The 15,965-nt window shown below is 68.2% G+C and carries 14 protein-coding genes; 6 read left to right on the forward strand and 8 right to left on the reverse strand.

Translation table 11 applies throughout. The features are described from left to right. Positions 1 to 112 precede the first annotated feature (112 nt). The 5 genes from M1M07_RS17745 to M1M07_RS17765 form a co-directional block, all read right to left on the reverse strand. Positions 113 to 358: a hypothetical protein gene (locus tag M1M07_RS17745; RefSeq protein ID WP_248675035.1), complete on the reverse strand. Its 246-nt coding sequence runs from the start codon at positions 356 to 358 to the stop codon at positions 113 to 115. Continuing rightward, a complete protein-coding gene (locus M1M07_RS17750; RefSeq protein WP_197250062.1) occupies positions 355 to 1,149 on the reverse strand; it encodes a MerR family transcriptional regulator in 795 nt (264 codons plus the stop codon). The genes M1M07_RS17745 and M1M07_RS17750 overlap by 4 nt, the downstream gene beginning before the upstream one ends. Positions 1,150 to 1,224: 75 nt before the next feature. Further along, entirely contained in the window at positions 1,225 to 2,310 is a 1,086-nt protein-coding gene (locus M1M07_RS17755) for a 3-deoxy-7-phosphoheptulonate synthase (protein WP_248675036.1), read from the reverse strand. 204 nt (positions 2,311 to 2,514) lie between these two features. Next, complete coding sequence (locus tag M1M07_RS17760) at positions 2,515 to 3,126, reverse strand: acetate uptake transporter (RefSeq protein ID WP_197250063.1); 612 nt, start codon at positions 3,124 to 3,126, stop codon at positions 2,515 to 2,517. Positions 3,127 to 3,424: 298 nt separating this feature from the next. Beyond that, on the reverse strand, positions 3,425 to 3,970 hold the full coding sequence (locus M1M07_RS17765; protein WP_248675037.1) for a TetR family transcriptional regulator: 546 nt from the start codon (positions 3,968 to 3,970) through the stop codon (positions 3,425 to 3,427). A 153-nt stretch (positions 3,971 to 4,123) separates the two neighbouring features. Between M1M07_RS17765 and M1M07_RS17770 the strand changes: the two genes are divergently transcribed. The 3 genes from M1M07_RS17770 to M1M07_RS17780 all read left to right on the forward strand — a co-directional run bounded on the left by M1M07_RS17770 (position 4,124) and on the right by M1M07_RS17780 (position 8,125). After that, a complete protein-coding gene (locus tag M1M07_RS17770) occupies positions 4,124 to 5,308 on the forward strand; it encodes a cytochrome P450 (RefSeq protein WP_248675038.1) in 1,185 nt (394 codons plus the stop codon). A gap of 177 nt (positions 5,309 to 5,485) precedes the next feature. Further along, the gene (locus M1M07_RS17775; RefSeq protein ID WP_248675039.1) at positions 5,486 to 6,799 is read left to right on the forward strand and encodes a M23 family metallopeptidase; all 1,314 of its coding nucleotides are present in this window, start codon (positions 5,486 to 5,488) and stop codon (positions 6,797 to 6,799) included. Between the two features lie 252 nt (positions 6,800 to 7,051). Further along, the gene (locus M1M07_RS17780) at positions 7,052 to 8,125 is read left to right on the forward strand and encodes a hypothetical protein (protein WP_197250066.1); all 1,074 of its coding nucleotides are present in this window, start codon (positions 7,052 to 7,054) and stop codon (positions 8,123 to 8,125) included. A 114-nt stretch (positions 8,126 to 8,239) separates the two neighbouring features. On the opposite strand, the gene M1M07_RS17785 is transcribed toward M1M07_RS17780, so the two are convergent. After that, the gene (locus tag M1M07_RS17785; RefSeq protein WP_248675040.1) at positions 8,240 to 9,193 is read right to left on the reverse strand and encodes an alpha/beta hydrolase; all 954 of its coding nucleotides are present in this window, start codon (positions 9,191 to 9,193) and stop codon (positions 8,240 to 8,242) included. A 67-nt stretch (positions 9,194 to 9,260) separates the two neighbouring features. Continuing rightward, positions 9,261 to 11,675, reverse strand: a complete 2,415-nt coding sequence (locus tag M1M07_RS17790; protein WP_197250068.1) for an ATP-dependent Clp protease ATP-binding subunit — start codon at positions 11,673 to 11,675, stop codon at positions 9,261 to 9,263. A gap of 151 nt (positions 11,676 to 11,826) precedes the next feature. On the opposite strand from M1M07_RS17790, the gene M1M07_RS17795 reads away from it, so the two are divergent. The 3 genes from M1M07_RS17795 to M1M07_RS17805 all read left to right on the forward strand — a co-directional run bounded on the left by M1M07_RS17795 (position 11,827) and on the right by M1M07_RS17805 (position 15,100). Further along, positions 11,827 to 12,285, forward strand: coding sequence for a MarR family transcriptional regulator (locus tag M1M07_RS17795; protein WP_307845964.1), 459 nt, complete (start codon positions 11,827 to 11,829; stop codon positions 12,283 to 12,285). Then, a complete protein-coding gene (locus M1M07_RS17800) occupies positions 12,282 to 12,704 on the forward strand; it encodes an organic hydroperoxide resistance protein (protein ID WP_197250070.1) in 423 nt (140 codons plus the stop codon). Before M1M07_RS17795 ends, M1M07_RS17800 begins: the two co-directional genes overlap by 4 nt. Before the next feature lie 77 nt (positions 12,705 to 12,781). Next, positions 12,782 to 15,100, forward strand: a complete 2,319-nt coding sequence (locus M1M07_RS17805; protein WP_248675041.1) for an RNA helicase — start codon at positions 12,782 to 12,784, stop codon at positions 15,098 to 15,100. On the opposite strand, the gene M1M07_RS17810 is transcribed toward M1M07_RS17805, so the two are convergent. Next, a complete protein-coding gene (locus M1M07_RS17810) occupies positions 15,093 to 15,959 on the reverse strand; it encodes an oxidoreductase (protein ID WP_248675042.1) in 867 nt (288 codons plus the stop codon). The genes M1M07_RS17805 and M1M07_RS17810 overlap by 8 nt on opposite strands. Positions 15,960 to 15,965 lie beyond the last annotated feature (6 nt).

A 15,965-nucleotide genomic window follows, 5' to 3' on the forward strand; every position in this document is an offset into this window, starting at 1 on the left:
ATGCCCATCGTGCCCCTGGTGTAGCCGATCGCGACCATCCCGTCGCGCAGGCCGTCGCGGCGTCGCCGGGCGAACAGCCACAGCGATCGGTAGGCGCGCAGTTCCGCGCGGATCAGGCCGCAGCGGGGCCGGCGAGCTCGTCGAGCACGGCGTTCCAGGAGGCACCGGATCGACGCAGCGCCCGGATCCGCACGACGGTGACGGTGACGACGAGGGCGAACAACGGGAGTTCGACCGCGAGCCACAACACGAACGCGGTACCGGGGGCGAGGATGCCGACGGCGGCGAGCACCGCGTTCGTCAGCGCCGTCAGGATCGCCACCACCAGTGCGCCGCGGTGGATCCGCTGCGCGGTCACGACTCCACCGCCCGCGCTGCGATCGTCTCGATGACCCGGACCGCGACGGCGCGTTGCGCGGGATCGGGCAGGACCTCGGCCATGTGGGGACTGTCGGCGACATCGGCCGCGGTCGTCGCCCATTGCGCGAACATCCCGTCCGGGTCGTCGAGGTCGTCGAAGAAGGCGGCCAGGGCGTCGGCGGTCTCTTCGATGTGCTCGGTCACATCGGCGGGGTCGCGGCCGGCGAGCGCGCCGAACCGGCGATACAGGGCGACCAATTCGTGCCGGCATTCCGGGTCGGTCAGTGCTGCGGTTGCGGCGTCGACGAAGGGTTGCGGGGTCTGTCCGGACAGCGCGAGGATCTCCCAGCTGTCGCGTTCCCGGACGAACAACTCCCGCACGCGTGGATCGGTCTCACCGTCGACGAGTTCGGCGAACGCCTGCGCGAGCGGCGCGGACAGCGGCGAGAGCGGTTCACCGCGCCGGTGCAGGTCCAGCATCGCCGCGAGCGAATCGCGTTTGACCTGCAGGGTGCGCTGTTGTTCCTCGACGGCGGCGAGCAGCGCTTCGAGGTCGGCTCCGAGGTCGTCGGAGTCGTCCGTCGCACCGAGGACCGTGGCGACGGATCCGAGCGGCACCCCGGAGCGGGCGAGCCAGCGGATGCGCATGAGCCGGACCAGGTCCTCCAACGAATACACGCGGTACCCGTTGGAGGACCTCGGCGGTTCCGGCAGCAACCCGAGCCGGTGGTAGTGCCGAACCGTCCTGACGGTGGTCTCGGCCGCCTGCGCGAGCTCGCTGATTCTCATGCCCCCAGCATCAACCTTGACGTTGCGTCAGGGTCAAGTCTCCCGGTGGGCATGAGAGTGGGGTGGAGCGAGCCGTCAGGCGCGACGCGCGCGCACGGCGGCGGCGAGACGGTCGAGCTGGTCGGCGGTGGTCGCCCAGTCGATGCACGCGTCGGTGATGGACTTGCCGTACTCGAGCTCGTCGGCCTTGCCGAGGGTCAGGTCCTGACGACCCGCCTCGATGAAGCTCTCGAGCATGAGTCCGACGATGCCCTTCTCCCCCGCGACGATCCGCTCGGCGATGTCGGTGACGACGTCGACCTGCTTCTCGTGATTCTTGCTGCTGTTGCCGTGGCTGGCGTCGACGACGACCCGCTCCGGCAGACCCGCCTTACGCAGCCGGGCGAGGGTGTCGGCGACCGTCTCGACGTCGTAGTTCGGTCCGCTGCTGCCGCCGCGCAGGATGACGTGGCAGTCGGGGTTGCCGACGGTCTGGATCAGCGCGGCCTGGCCGTCGAGGTCGGTGCCGGGGAATACGTGGCTGGCGGCAGCGGCGCGCGTGCCGTCGACCGCGACCTGGACGTCGCCCTCGGTGGAGTTCTTGATGCCGACGGGCATGGACAGCGCCGAGCACAGCTGGCGGTGCACCTGGCTGGCGGCGGTGCGGGCACCGATCGCGCCGTAGGTGACCAGGTCCGCGTAGTACTGCGGGAGGATCGGGTCGAGGAACTCGCAGCCGACGGGCAGACCCAGGCTCGACACATCCAGCAGCAGCTTGCGGCCGATCCGCAGACCGGTGTTGATGTCGTACGTGCCGTCGAGGTGCGGGTCGTTGAGCAGGCCCTTCCAGCCCAGCGTGGTGCGCGGCTTCTCGAAGTAGACGCGCATGACGATGTGCAGGTCGTCGCGCAGTTCGTCGGCCTTCGCGGCGAGACGGCGGGCGTAGTCCATCGCGGCGGCCGGATCGTGCACGGAGCACGGTCCGACGACGACGAGCAGGCGGTCGTCGGTGCCGTCGAGGATGCCGACGGTGTCGGCGCGACCCGACCGCACGGTCGCGGCGGCGACCTCGTCGGGGGCGTGCTCGGTGCGCACGACGGACGGCGCCACGAGGGGGCTGATCCGCACGGTGCGCTGCTCGTCGAGATTCGAGGTCGAGATGCGGTCGATCTGGGTGCTCATGGGGTTCGGTTTCCTGTTCTCAGGCCGACCCACGAGAAGATGAGATTCCAGCGAGCCGGTCCGTTGTCCGGCTCGTAGGTGGTGAAGTCAGCGCTCGGTTACGCCGACCGACCCACCCCGGGCCGGCCTGCTAAACCAAAAATATGCGCGCTGCATGACGACGAGGGTAACAGACGCGTCCGCACCTGTCGGATCGGACCCCTGTCAACGTGGGCCCGTGGGCAGGACTACGCGCCCGAATGTCGTGCTGAGTACCCCGGCAGCGGAGCAGTACCACGCGCCGACGGCAGCGGCGAGTCCGAAGTAGCCACCGACCCTCGTCAGGCCGGTCACCTCCAGTAGCGCTCCGAGTGTCAGGAATACGAAAGCGACGAGGAGCACCGAGAAGGTGACGAAGAGGCCAATGCTGATCCGGGTGCTGGCAAACCACATGTAGAGGGTGAAGATGGTCCAGCCCAGCAGGAAGATTCCCACCCCCACGTGCCTCTCGTCGCCCATGTCCTCGGTGACGTAGGTGACCAGGTACCAGAAGCTCAACCAGAAGGCGCCGTACGAGCTGAAGGCCGTCGCCCCGAAGACGTTGCCCTTCAGGAACTCCCACATTCCGGCGGCGAGCTGGGTGAGACCGCCGTAGAACAACGCCACCCCGAAGACGGCAGCTTCCGCATCCGACGAGATGAATCCGGCGTTGGCGCAGGACAGGATGAACGTGGTGAGTGCAAATGCTGCCAGACCCAAAGGCCCGGGGTCGGCGATGTGAGCGCCTCTGTGAATGGGGACGGCGATTTCGTTGGGGTCGTCTTCGGTGTACGGCATCCGCCGGCTCCTTTCGGAGAAAGGACCCGGCACAGGCTCCCGGGGCCTCACATCGGATGATTCGAATATCTACAAGTGTGCGCCTCGGCCATCGGTGTGCGCGGGGCAATCGGATGCCACTTCCTGTCGGCAACCTCCCCGGGTGCAACCGATCGAGTCGGCTGCATATATCCGAAATGCCGGAGCATCCGCTGCCGGCGGGCAATCGAAGCGAGTGACCGGTTGTAGCGCAACAGAGTTGGACGATATCCGCAGATGCCGTAAACAGATCCGGGTGTGGCGGTCGCCGGTGGCAATTTCAGTGACGGTCGATCCCGGCCACTATCGAGTCGATGAGGCGATTCTCCTCGACCGGATCAGCCGGCCAGAGGAGCAGCGTCATGAACGATCTGACGGCGAATTCGGTCGAGGTGGTGTCGGATGGATCGATCCCGATGAGTTCGGCTGCAAGCGCGGCGACCGTATCCGAGGTGATGGCGGTGGGTGCCATCGTGATCAGGTGACCCGAGCGTAGGAACTGCCGAATCACTCGGTCCTGTCGGAGTTCTCGTAGTGCCACCGAGATCGCAACGCTTGCTCGGTCGCGACCGTCGAGGCCTGCGGTCGCGGTGCGGACGGCGGTGACGATGTGAGCCGATGCGGTCATCAGGACGGACTCGATGACGGCCGTGCGACCGCCGACGTGCCGGTAGACGGTCGCTCGCGAACAGTGTGCGTGCCGAACGAGGTCGTTGATGTCGAACTCGGTCACTCCACGCCTGGCGATCAGTTCTGCAGCGCAAGCGATCAGGCGGTCTCGGGCGACGTCGGAGCGCTTCCCGTCGATCAACCAGTCATAACCCACAGTCTCAGTATGAGACATCAGCAGATCGTTCTCGGCGGATCGGCGCAGGTCACAGGCCCGCGTTGAGACACGTACCGCGAAGGGTGAATCCAGACGTATCGACTTGGTGCCGAGGGGTTGTCAGCAGACGTCTCCGGTACGCAGCCTCGACGTATGCATGATCTCGACGATCCGTACGGCTACCTCGCGCAACTCCGACGTCGAGACCCGGTCCACCGACTCGGTGACTCACCGTTCTTTCTGGTCACATCCTGGGACCTGATCGCCGAAGCCGTGAGTCGACACGATGAGTTCTCGTCGAACCTCACCGCGACGATGGTGTGGCACCCCGATGGCACCGTCACCGCGTTTCCGATCGCCGAACTCGGGTCGCCGCTGCACGTGCTGGCCACCGCCGACGAACCTACGCACCGCGTTCACCGGGCGCTGGTAATGCCGTCTCTGACCGCCCGGCGGATCAGCCGCCTGGAGCCGTTCATCTCCGAGACGCTGAGCGCGCTGTGGACCGCGGGCCTCCAGCAAGGACGTATCGATTGGGTTCGCGCGGTCGCACAGCGTCTACCGATCAGGGTGGTCGCCGCACTGCTGGGCTTTCCCGCCTACGACACCGACGACCTCGTGCGGTGGTCCCTTGCCAGTACCGTTCTTCTCGACGGCGTGGTCACCGCCGACCAGCTCGAAGCAGCGACACAGGCCGTCGGCGAACTCGGCGTGTATCTCTCGGAGGCATTCGGCGCAGCCATGGAAGAGCCCGGCCACAACGTGATGGGAGACCTCGCCCGCACGGTCAGCGCCGGGGACCTCGACCACGACACAGCGGTGATGATCCTCATCCAACTCGTCACCGCGGGCATCGAATCCACCGTGAGCCTGATCGGTAACGCTGCCTGGCTTCTCGGAACCCACCCCGACATCCAACGTGAGGTGCGCGCCGATATCGCTCTCCTTCCGAGGTTCGTCGAAGAAGCACTGCGACTCGAGTCACCCTTCCGTGGCCACTACCGGTACGTCGTTGCCGACACCACCCTGGGTGGGGTCGCGCTGCCCGCAGGTTCACACCTATATCTGTCGTGGGCGGCGGCGAATCGCGACGATGCGACCCTCGACGTCCCGAATGCCATCGACCTCGGCTCGACAACTCACCGCCCTCACATGGCCTTCGGGAAGGGGATTCACCATTGCGTCGGAGCCGCCTTGGCTCGGCTCGAGGGCAACATGGCGCTCGAACACCTCCTCGGCGCCACCACTGACTTCAACATCGACGACCAGGAACCCGAATGGGAACACAGCCTGCTGGTCCGACGTCTTCGAACCCTGACGCTCGGGGTGACGCAATGAAACTTCTTCCTGAAAGCGAACCCGCCGAGAACGCGTGGCCGTCCGGTTGATCGCCCGAACAACACTGCGTCCACCGGGACGAGTTCTCGACCGCTGGAGCGGCACCACGGCCGAAGGTCCGAAAAGCCAGTTATGTCCTGGTACTTTCTTGCGAAACCGAAGAAACGGAGTTCCAGCGTGACCATCCGCCGCGTCCCCATGCTTCTCGTCTCGCTCGCAGCCTCCGTCGCACTCGTCGGGGCCGGATGTTCGTCGGATTCGGACGCCGGTTCGACGACCACCGCGCCGCCACCGGCCGGTTCCGTCGCCGGCGTGACCGTGCCGGATGCATTCACCGCGCTCACCCTCGACACGATCGGGAATCCGCCGCTGCCGTTCCGCGGAACGGACGGCAAGTACCACGTGGTCTACGACCTGCAGCTCACCAACGCCACCAAGGTGCCGGCGAGCCTGGACAGGATCGACGTGGTCGACGGCGAGGATCCGACGAAGGTGATCGCCAGTTTCTCCGGTTCCGCGCTGGTCGATCCGGCCTGTGTCTTCGGCGACTGCAATCGACTGCGCGACCTGCCCGCAGGCTACGTGGACAGCAACGCGATCCCGCCGCAGGAAAGCCGGGTCCTGTTCATCGACTTCACCCTGGACTCGCTCGACCAGGCTCCGAAGGCCCTGTTGCACCACCTCTACGGAACCGGCGCTGCCTCACCGGCATTCGGGATGCCGGGACCGATCGACTACCTGACGACGCCGATCGCCGTCTCCACACAGACCGTGCCGGTCATCGCTCCCCCGGTCCGTGGCGACAACTGGATCGCACTCAACGGATGCTGCGAACCGGGTTTCCCGCACCGCAGTTCGCTGATGTCGGTCAACGGCAAGCTGAACAACAGCCAGCGCTTCGCGATCGACTGGAAGCGCACCAATGAGCAGGGCGAGTTCTACACCGGCGACAAGACCAACAACGAGAGCTACGTCGACTACGGGACCGACATCCTCGCCGTCGCCGACGGCACCGTGGTCTCGATCCTCGACGGGATGGAGGCGAATGCCCCGGGTGTCCTGCCCGCGAGCAATCCGGAACTGGCGGCGAAATTGACCGTCGAGAACGTCGACGGCAACCACGTCGTGCTCGACCTGGGCAACGGCGTGTACGCCATGTACGCCCACATGATCTCCGGGTCGGTCACGGTGAAGCCCGGCGACAAGGTCACCGAGGGCCAGGTGCTCGGCAAGCTCGGCAACACCGGCAACGCGAACGCATCCCACCTGCATTTCCAGTTGATGGACGGTCCGAGCCTGCTCGAGGCGGATTCGCTGCCGTACGAGATCAAGGGCTTCGACTACGACGGGCAGGTCGCGCCACAGCAGATCGCCGATGCGGACGACTACCTGAGCGGCACGTTCCTGCAGGGCAAGCTGCCGGAACCGGAGTCGCGGACCGACGAGTTGCCGCTGAACCTGGCGATCGTGGACTTCCCCGAAGCCGGGTGATATCGCCCTGCCTTCAGGGCACCCTCGATCGTCGGATCCGTCTGTGCGAAAGGCGTCCCGCACATGGACGGTGATGTCGCCGGTCTCCTGTTCCATCGAGTGAGCCCGATTCCCTGAGAATATGACCGTTCTCCTGCTACAGTCCGGCCACCCTGTGAGGAGAATTGCGTTCTCACAGTGCGGCCGGAGGTGCTCACCGACGGCCGGCACGACCGTTGAACACCCCACCCGCCCAGCCGGGGCGGCGCCGGCATGGAGGAACCAGTGACGAAACTGCGAGTTGTCCAATGGACCACGGGAAAGGTCGGCAAGCTCAGTTTGCGCGGAATCCTCGACGACCCCCGGCTGGAATTGGTCGGGGTCTACGCCTACTCGCCCGAGAAGAACGGGGTGGACGCCGGCTCCCTGTGCGGTCGCCCCGACACCGGAGTCGTCGCCACGACCGATGTGGACGCGCTGATCGCCCTGGATCCCGACGTGGTGATCTACACGCCGTTCATGGCCGACCTCGATCACGCCGTGCGATTGCTGGAGAGCGGCCTCAACGTGATCAGCACCAATCTGTTTCTCAATGTCGGTGGGATCCAAGGAGAAACGGAGAAACAGCTGGCCGCCGCCTGCGAGCGCGGAAACAGCTCGCTCTACATCTCCGGTGTCAACCCCGGCTGGATCAACACGATGGTGACGGCGATGACCGCGGTGTGCCGAGACGTGGAAAGGGTGTCGATCTTCGAGTCGGCCGACGTATCGGTCTACGAATCGGCCGAGACCTGGCAGGCACTCGGCTTCTCGCTGCCCGAAGCGACGCCCGAGGCCGTGGAAATGTCGAAGCTGTGGCTGAGCACCTTCCGCGACTCGGTCCGTCGCATGGCCACCGCTCTGGGCTACCGACTGGACGACATGGAGTTCTTCATCGAACACGCCACGGCGTCGACAGATGTCGATCTCGGTTGGCTGCGCATCGACAAGGACACCATCGCAGCGATACGCGCCGGCTGGAACGGCACGATCGGAGGCAGGACGGTCGTCCAATCCAACGTCGCGTGGTATCTCACCAAAGAGCTCAACACGGACTGGCAGTTCGACGACAACCACTATCACGTCATCATCAAGGGTGAGCCCGAAGTGCAGACCCGCATCCGGTTCGTCCCTCCCGACACGTGGGGCAACCACGAATGGGACACGATGACGGCGATGCCCGCAGTCAACGCGGCCTTCGACGTGGTGGCCGCCCCGGCAGGGATCTCGACCCTCAAGGACATCGGTCTGGTCTGCGCACCTGCAGGAATCTGGCTGGACCACTCTGCGGAGTCCACACCGATGTGACACGGGAACAACCGGTTGCCTGACCCACCGCGGAGGGGAATCACGCTGACCCCCTCGGCGCGCCCCACCCCGTGCGCGTTTTCGGTAGTCACCGCTACCGAAAACACGCACGGGTCACAGGGTTCGGCGCAGGAACTCCACGACGTCGCGGGCCGCGGTGTGCGCCGCGGGCGCGACGCCGGGCAAGGCGACGAAACCGTGGATCGTGTCGGGATAGTGGTGGTGCTCGGTCTCCACCCCCGCCGCCCGTAGTGCGTCCGCGCAGCGGAATCCGTGGTCGCGCAACGGATCGTGCCCGGCGGTGAGGATCAGCGTCGGCGGCAGTGATTCGTGCGAGGCGGCGCGGATCGGGGACGCCCGCCAGTCCTCGGTGCCGTAGCCGTCGCCGAGGTAGAGCCGCCCGAACGTCCGCATCTGCTTCGACGTGAGCAGCGGCGCGTCCGCGTGGGCATCCTCGGACGGCCACCGCTCGTACATCTCCACCGCCGGATACACGAGCACCTGGGCACGCAGCGCGGGGCCGTCGGTGTCGCGGGCGTGCAGGGCCGCGACCGCGGCCAGGTTCCCGCCCGCGCTGTCGCCCATGACCGCGATCCGGGCCGGATCCCCGCCCAGTTCGGCCGCGTTCGCCCGCACCCACTGCAATGCCGTCCACGCGTCGTCGACCGCCGCCGGATACGGGTGTTCGGGGGCGAGGCGGTAGGTCGGGCACACGACGATCGCCCCGGCCTGCGCGGCGACCCGGCCCGCCATCCAGCGGGACTGCTCCGGCGATCCGATGCACCAGCCGCCGCCGTGGTAGTTCACCACGATCGGGCGCGGTCCGGTGCCGGCCGGGGTGTGGATGCGCAACCGGATTCCGTCGTCGATGTGCCGATCCGCCACGACCACCCCCGCCGCGTCCGTCCCGACGACGAGCCGTCCCGGTGCGGAGGCGATCAGCCGGGCCCGGCGTGCCCGCAACGCGACCATCTCCGGACCGTCGGACGGCTCGCGGGCCAGGACCCGCAGGACGGCACCGAACAGCCGGGTGCGGGCGGGCAGCGGCAAGACGGGGATCTGCTCCATCCCGCGAATATAGAACGTGCGAAAGTGCCCCTCGCCCGATTCGGGCGAGGGGCACCTGTCCACGTGCTTACCGGACGACGAGTTCGCCGTCCTCCACCGCGACCGTCACAGCGCTGCCTTCGACGAGTTCGTCGTCGAGCAGCAGGTCGGCGATGCGGTCGTCGACCTCGCGCTGGATGGCGCGGCGCAACGGCCGGGCCCCGAACTCGGGCTGGTGGCCGCGCTCGGCGATCCAGTCGACCGCGTCGGCCGCGATCTCGAGCTCGATTCCCTTGGCCTGCAATCGTGCCCGCGACTCGTCGAGCAGCAGATCCGTGATGCGGTGCAGCTGGTCGGTGTCGAGCTTGCGGAACAGCACGATCTCGTCGATGCGGTTGAGGAATTCCGGTCGCATCGATTCGCGCAGCCGACCCATCACCCGGTCCCGCAGCGGCTTCTCGGCGGCTTCGGCGTCACCGGTGGTGAAGCCGAGCGCCCCGCCGCGGCTGGAGATGATGTCCGAGCCCAGGTTGCTGGTCATGATCACCACGGTGTTGGTGAAGTCGACCGTGCGACCCTGGCCGTCGGTGAGCCGGCCGTCGTCGAGCACCTGCAGCAGCGTGTTGAACACGTCCGGGTGTGCCTTCTCGATCTCGTCGAGCAGGACCACCGAGTACGGGTTGCGCCGCACCTGCTCGGTGAGCTGACCGGCCTCGCCGTAGCCGACGTACCCGGGCGGGGCACCGACGAGGCGGCTGACGGTGTGCCGTTCGCCGAACTCGCTCATGTCGATGCGCAGCATCTTGTTCTCCTCGCCGAACAGCACCTCGGCCAGTGCCTTGGCCAGTTCGGTCTTGCCGACGCCGGTCGGCCCGAGGAACAGGAAGCTGCCGACGGGCCGGTGCGGATCCGACATGCCGGCGCGGCTGCGTCGCACGGCCCGCGCGACCGCGCGCGCCGCTTCGTCCTGCCCGACGACGCGCTTGTGCAGTTCGTCCTCGAGATTACGCAACCGGTCCTTCTCGGCCTGCGTCATGCGGGTCGCCGGGATTCCGGTTGCCCGCGAGACGATCTCGGCGATCACCTCGGAGTTCACCTCGGGCGCCTCGGCCGTCGGGTCCGCCTGACCGAGACGTGCCTGCACGGAAGCGATCTCGTCGCGCAGACGCGACGCCTGCTCGTACTGCTCCGCCTTGACGGCCTCGTCCTTCTCGGCCTCGAGCGCCGCGAGGCGGTCCCGCAGCTCGACGGTGTCGACGCGCGGCGTGCGCAGCCGCAGCCGGGCACCGGCCTGGTCGATCAGGTCGATCGCCTTGTCCGGCAGGTGCCGGTCCGGCAGGTACCGGACGGACAGGTCCACCGCGGCGTCGAGCGCGTCGTCGGTGTAGACGACGCCGTGGAACTCGGCGTACCGGTCACGCAGGCCGCGCAGGATCGCGACGGCATCCGCGTGGGTGGGTTCACCGACGGTGACGGGCTGGAACCGCCGTTCGAGAGCAGGGTCCTTCTCGATGTGCTTGCGGTACTCGTCGAGGGTCGTGGCGCCGACGACGTGCAGCTCGCCGCGCGCGAGCTTCGGCTTGAGGATGTTGCCCGCGTCCATGGCGCCTTCGCTGCCGCCGCCGCCCGCACCGACGACGGTGTGGATCTCGTCGATGAACACGATCAGCTCACCGGACTGCGCGGTGATCTCGTCGAGCACGTTCGTCAGGCGTTCCTCGAAGTCGCCGCGGTAGCGGGTCCCGGCGACCATCGCGGTCAGGTCGAGCTGGACGATGCGCTTGTCGCGCAGGCTGTCCGGCACGTCCCCGTCGACGATGCGCTGGGCGAGTCCTTCGACGATCGCGGTCTTGCCGACACCGGCCTCACCGACGAGCACCGGGTTGTTCTTGGTGCGCCGGGACAGGATCTCGACGGTCTGCTCGATCTCGTCGGCCCGGCCGATGACCGGGTCGATCTGCCCGTCCCGCGCACGGGCGGTCAGGTCGACGCCGAACTTGTCGAGGGTCGGGGTGGTGGACTCGGCCTGCGGCGGCGCGGTGGCCGGTTGCAGGGCGGCCTGCAGCGACTGCGGGGTCACCCCCAGCGACGCGAGCAGCCGGCCCGGGCCGCGGGTGCGGTCGGCGGCGAGCGCGAAGAACACGTGCTCGGGATCGATGTAGGTCGAGCCGAGCGCGCGTGCGAGTTGGTGCGCCTCGAGCAGCGCGGTCCGGACGGTGCCGCTGAGCACCGGCGCGGTCGCACCGTCTCCGGCGCCCGGCGCCGGGAGGCGTTCGTCGACGGCGGCGACGACCGCGGTGGGATCGGCTCCGGCGCGGGTCATGAGCGTCCGGGCCGGGTCCTGCTCCGCCATGACGCGGAGAATGTGCAGCGCATCGAGGTCCGCGTCGCCGCGTTCGGTGGCGAAGCGTGCCGCAGCTGCCATGAGGTCCTGCGTGCCGCGGCCGAGGAAGCGGGAGATGTCGATGCGGCCAGGGCCACCAGGCCCGAAGAATGACGGCATTCCGAAGCCTTTCTTCCGAGACTTGAGTCTTACGAACTCAACTAACGTGCCGGATCCCCGATCAATTCCCGGAGATGCGTGAGCTGCATCACCCGGATGGTTGCGCCCATTTATATTGTGCACAACATAACCGTGCACTACATTCATGGTCGTGTCCGACGCATTCGCTCTCGACCAGCAGGTCTGCTTCGCCCTCTACACCGCCTCGCGGGCCACCACCGCCGTCTACCGGCCGCACCTCGACCGGCTCGGCATCACCTATCCGCAGTACCTGGTGATGCTGGCGCTGTGGGAACGCGACGGTCGCGGGGTCCAGGACCTGTGCGATGCGCTCGATCTCGATACGGGGACACTCTCGCCGCTCCTCAAGCGGCTCGAAGCCGCCGGGCTGATCGAACGACGCCGGCAGAGCACCGACGAACGCCGCGTCGTCGTGCACCTGACCGACGCCGGCACCGAGATGCGCTCGGCCGCGCAGGACATCCCGGAATGCATCGCCCGGGCATCGGGGCTCGACATCGCCGAACTGGTCGCCCTGCGCGACACGCTCCACCGAATGACCGCGGCGCTCCACACCGCAACATCGACAACGACAGGGAGCACGACATGAACGTCCTCTACACCGCCGAAGCCCTCTCCACCGGCGCCGGCCGCAACGGCAACGTCCGCACCGCCGACGGCCGCCTCGACCTGCAGCTCGCCATGCCGACCGAAATGGGCGGCTCCGGCGACGGCACCAATCCCGAGCAGCTCTTCGCCGCCGGTTACGCCGCGTGCTTCCACTCGGCGCTGCAGCTCATCGCGCGGCAGGAGAAGGCAGACATCACCGACTCGGCCGTGGGAGCGCGCGTGGCCATCGGCCCGAACGACGACGGCGGCTTCGAGCTGACCGTCACGCTCGAGGTCACCCTCCCGAACGTGCCGCGCGAGCAGGCACTCGCGCTGACCGAGAAGGCGCACCAGGTGTGCCCGTACTCCAACGCGACCCGCGGCAACATCGAGGTCGCTCTCGAGGTCGCGGAGGACTGACCTCCCCGCGGTGTGCCTTTGTGGCGGCCCTGACCGCCACAAAGGCACACCGGGCCGAAGGCCCTACTGTGGTGAGTGTGTGCAAGCAGGACGAATCCCGGCTCGCGAGATTCACGGCGACCCTCGGTTTCGCCCTCGACGACTTCCAGCTCCGCGCATGCCGCGCGCTCGACGAGGGTCGGGACGTGCTGGTGTGCGCACCCACCGGGTCGGGCAAGACCGTGGTCGGCGAGTTCGCCGCGACCCTCGCGCTCGCCGGTGAGGGCAAGTGCTTCTACACCACCCCGATCAAGGCGCTGAGCAACCAGAAGTACAGCGATCTCGCCGCCCGGTTCGGGGACGACCACGTCGGGCTGCTCACCGGCGACCTCTCGCTGCGCCCGCACGCCCCGGTGGTCGTGATGACGACCGAGGTGCTGCGCAGCATGCTGCACGGCGGTTCCCCGCTGCTCGCCGGGCTGACCCACGTCGTGATGGACGAGGTGCACTATCTCGCCGACCGCGACCGCGGCGCCGTGTGGGAGGAAACGATCCTCACCCTCCCCCCTGCCGTACGCCTGGTGAGCCTGTCGGCGACGGTGAGCAACGCCGAGGAATTCGGCGAATGGATCGGCCGGGTGCGCGGGCCGACGACTGTCGTCGTCGAGGAGCACCGGCCGGTGCCGCTGTGGCAGCACGTCCTGGCCGGTGGCCGGCTGTTCGACCTGTTCTCCCCCGTCACCGGCACCGTCGACGAGCAGCTCGTCCGGTACATCGCGCACCGCCAGCTCGTCGAGGCGGCGCCCGCGGTTCCCGGCCGCGCACGTCGCCGCCGACGCACCGCGACTCCCGGCCCGGCGGGCGCCGACCGTCCCGAACTGGTGGCGCGGCTCGAGGCCGAGGATCTGCTGCCCGCGATCTGGTTCCGGTTCAGCCGGGCCGGCTGCGACGCCGCCGTCGACGAATGCCTGCGCTCGTCGCTGCGGCTGACCGATTCCGGGGATGTCGACCGGATCCGTTCCGTCGTCGAAATGCACACGGCGACAGTGTCACCCGCGGACCTCGATGCACTCGGTTTCGCCGAGTGGCTGGACGGGCTCGAACGCGGCTTCGCGGCCCACCACGCGGGGATGGTGCCGGTGTTCCGGCACGCCGTGGAGGAATTGTTCGGCCTCGGGCTGGTCCGCGTCGTCTTCGCCACCGAGACCCTCGCGGTCGGCGTGAACATGCCGGCACGCACCGTCGTTCTCGAACGCCTCGTCAAACCCACCGCGGACGGCCCCGAGCGGCTCACCCCCGGCGAGTACACCCAGCTCACCGGCCGCGCCGGTCGCCGCGGCATCGACACGGAGGGGCACGCGGTGGTGCTGTGGACCCCCGAGGTGCAACCGGCGACCGTCGCCGGTCTCGCGTCCACCCGCACCTATCCGCTGACCAGTTCGCTGCGCGTCGGCTACAACACGGCCGTGAACCTGGTGGACCGGCTCGGCGCGCCCGCCGCCCGCGACCTCCTGCGTCGTTCCTTCGCCCAGTACCAGGCCGAGAAGTCCGTCGCTGCCCTCACCGCCGCGGCCCGCACCAACACCGCGCGGCTGCGCGACATGGACTCGGAACTCGCTGCTGCGGAAGGCTTTCCGGAGTACCTCGCGTTGCGCGACCGTCTCGTCTCCGCGCGCGGCACGGCCCCGTCGGAGACGGTGACGGCGCTGGCGCGGGCGGTGCGCTCACATCCGGTGCACCGCCGCGGCGACCGCGACCGCCTGCTCGCACTCGCGGACCGGCGGCACACTCTGGACGACGACACCGACACGATGCGCACCCGCATCGCGACCGTCACCGACCGCCTCACCGACACGTTCGACGGGGTGCTGGCCCTGCTCGACGAACGCGGCCACGTCCTACTCGATCCGCACGGCGGCCACGCGTATGTCACCGACGACGGGCGACGGCTGGCCCGGATCTATTGCGCGAACGATCTTCTCGTCGCCGAATGCCTCCGCAACGGCGTGTGGGCGGGTCTCGACGCGGCCGAGCTGGCGGCGGTCGCGTCGAGCGTGCTCGGCGAATCGCGCAGCCGTGTCCCGGCACGGGCGGGTCGTGCGACCGCTGCGGTGGACGCCGCGCTGCGCGCGACCGGGCGGGTGTGGACGGACCTGGCCACCGCCGAGCAGCGGCTCGGGCTCCCGCCCTCGCCCGAACCGGACCCGGTCGCGGTCGTCGCGATCCACCGGCTCGCGCGCGGCGACGGGCTGGCCGCGGCCTTGCGCGCCGTCGACAGCGACATCTCGGCCGGCGACCTGCTGCGCCGCTACCTGCGCACGCTGGATCTGGTGGGCCAGACGGGGTTGTGCGAACGCGATGCGCTGCCGGTGCCGGGGGCGTGCGCGCCCGGGACCTCGACCTCGGATTTCAGGTGAGCGAGCACAACCTTTCGGACAGCTCCCACAATTGCCGCGCGACGGTCTCGTCGTGCGAGCGGGCGTTCGACCGCACCCGATGCGGGTGACCGCGCATCTCGAAAAACTTGTCGGGTCCGTAGAATCCGCCGGGAACGACGTCCGGTGAGGTCGCCGCGTACAGCAACGGCAGCGCACCCTTCTCCGCGGACTGCCCGATGATCGGATCGCTGATATTCATCATCCAATCCTGGATCGACTCGGTGCGCGATTGCAGATTCGTCCGGGCATATCCGGGATGCGCGGCCAGCGACAGCACCGTCGAGCCCTGCGCGGTCAGCCGGCGCTGCATCTCGTATGCGAACAGCAGGTTCGCCAGCTTCGACTGTCCGTAGGCGAGCCAGCGATCGTAGCGGCGGCGCTCCCAGTTCAGGTCGTCGAGACCGATGCGCCCGATCCTGTGCATCGCACTCGAGACGGTGACGACCCGATCGGTGATGCGGTCGAGCAGCAGGTTGGTCAGCGCGAAGTGCCCGAGGTGGTTGGTGCCGATCTGCATCTCGAAACCGTCGGCGGTCCGGCGCAACGGCACCGCCATGACCCCCGCATTGTTGACGAGGACGTCGACCTTCTCGATACCGGCGGCGAATTCGCGGACCGAGGCCAGATCCGCGAGATCGAGGCGCTTCACCTGCGCGCGGGGACCGATCGACGCGGCGACGTCCTCCCCCTTTGCCACGTCGCGGCACGCGAGGACGACGTCCGCGCCGGCCTTCGCGAGGGCACGGGCGGTCTGCTCCCCCAATCCGCTGTTGGCGCCGGTGACGACGACGGTGCGCCCCTGCTGATCCGGAATGTCCCTTGTGGTCCAAGCGGTCATGGCCGC

It is taken from the genome of Rhodococcus sp. HM1, assembly GCF_023218075.1.
Taxonomy (GTDB): domain Bacteria; phylum Actinomycetota; class Actinomycetes; order Mycobacteriales; family Mycobacteriaceae; genus Rhodococcus.

Excerpts from the sequence above, each read along its gene's own strand:
- M1M07_RS17750 (WP_197250062.1), bottom strand. The coding sequence starts at position 1,149 with ATGAGAATCAGCGAGCTCGCGCAGGCGGCCGAGACCACCGTCAGGACG.
- M1M07_RS17755 (WP_248675036.1), bottom strand. The coding sequence starts at position 2,310 with ATGAGCACCCAGATCGACCGCATCTCGACCTCGAATCTCGACGAGCAG.
- M1M07_RS17760 (WP_197250063.1), bottom strand. The coding sequence starts at position 3,126 with ATGCCGTACACCGAAGACGACCCCAACGAAATCGCCGTCCCCATTCAC.
- M1M07_RS17770 (WP_248675038.1), top strand. The coding sequence starts at position 4,124 with ATGCATGATCTCGACGATCCGTACGGCTACCTCGCGCAACTCCGACGT.
- M1M07_RS17780 (WP_197250066.1), top strand. The coding sequence starts at position 7,052 with ATGGAGGAACCAGTGACGAAACTGCGAGTTGTCCAATGGACCACGGGA.
- M1M07_RS17785 (WP_248675040.1), bottom strand. The coding sequence starts at position 9,193 with ATGGAGCAGATCCCCGTCTTGCCGCTGCCCGCCCGCACCCGGCTGTTC.
- M1M07_RS17790 (WP_197250068.1), bottom strand. The coding sequence starts at position 11,675 with ATGCCGTCATTCTTCGGGCCTGGTGGCCCTGGCCGCATCGACATCTCC.
- M1M07_RS17800 (WP_197250070.1), top strand. The coding sequence starts at position 12,282 with ATGAACGTCCTCTACACCGCCGAAGCCCTCTCCACCGGCGCCGGCCGC.
- M1M07_RS17810 (WP_248675042.1), bottom strand. The coding sequence starts at position 15,959 with ATGACCGCTTGGACCACAAGGGACATTCCGGATCAGCAGGGGCGCACC.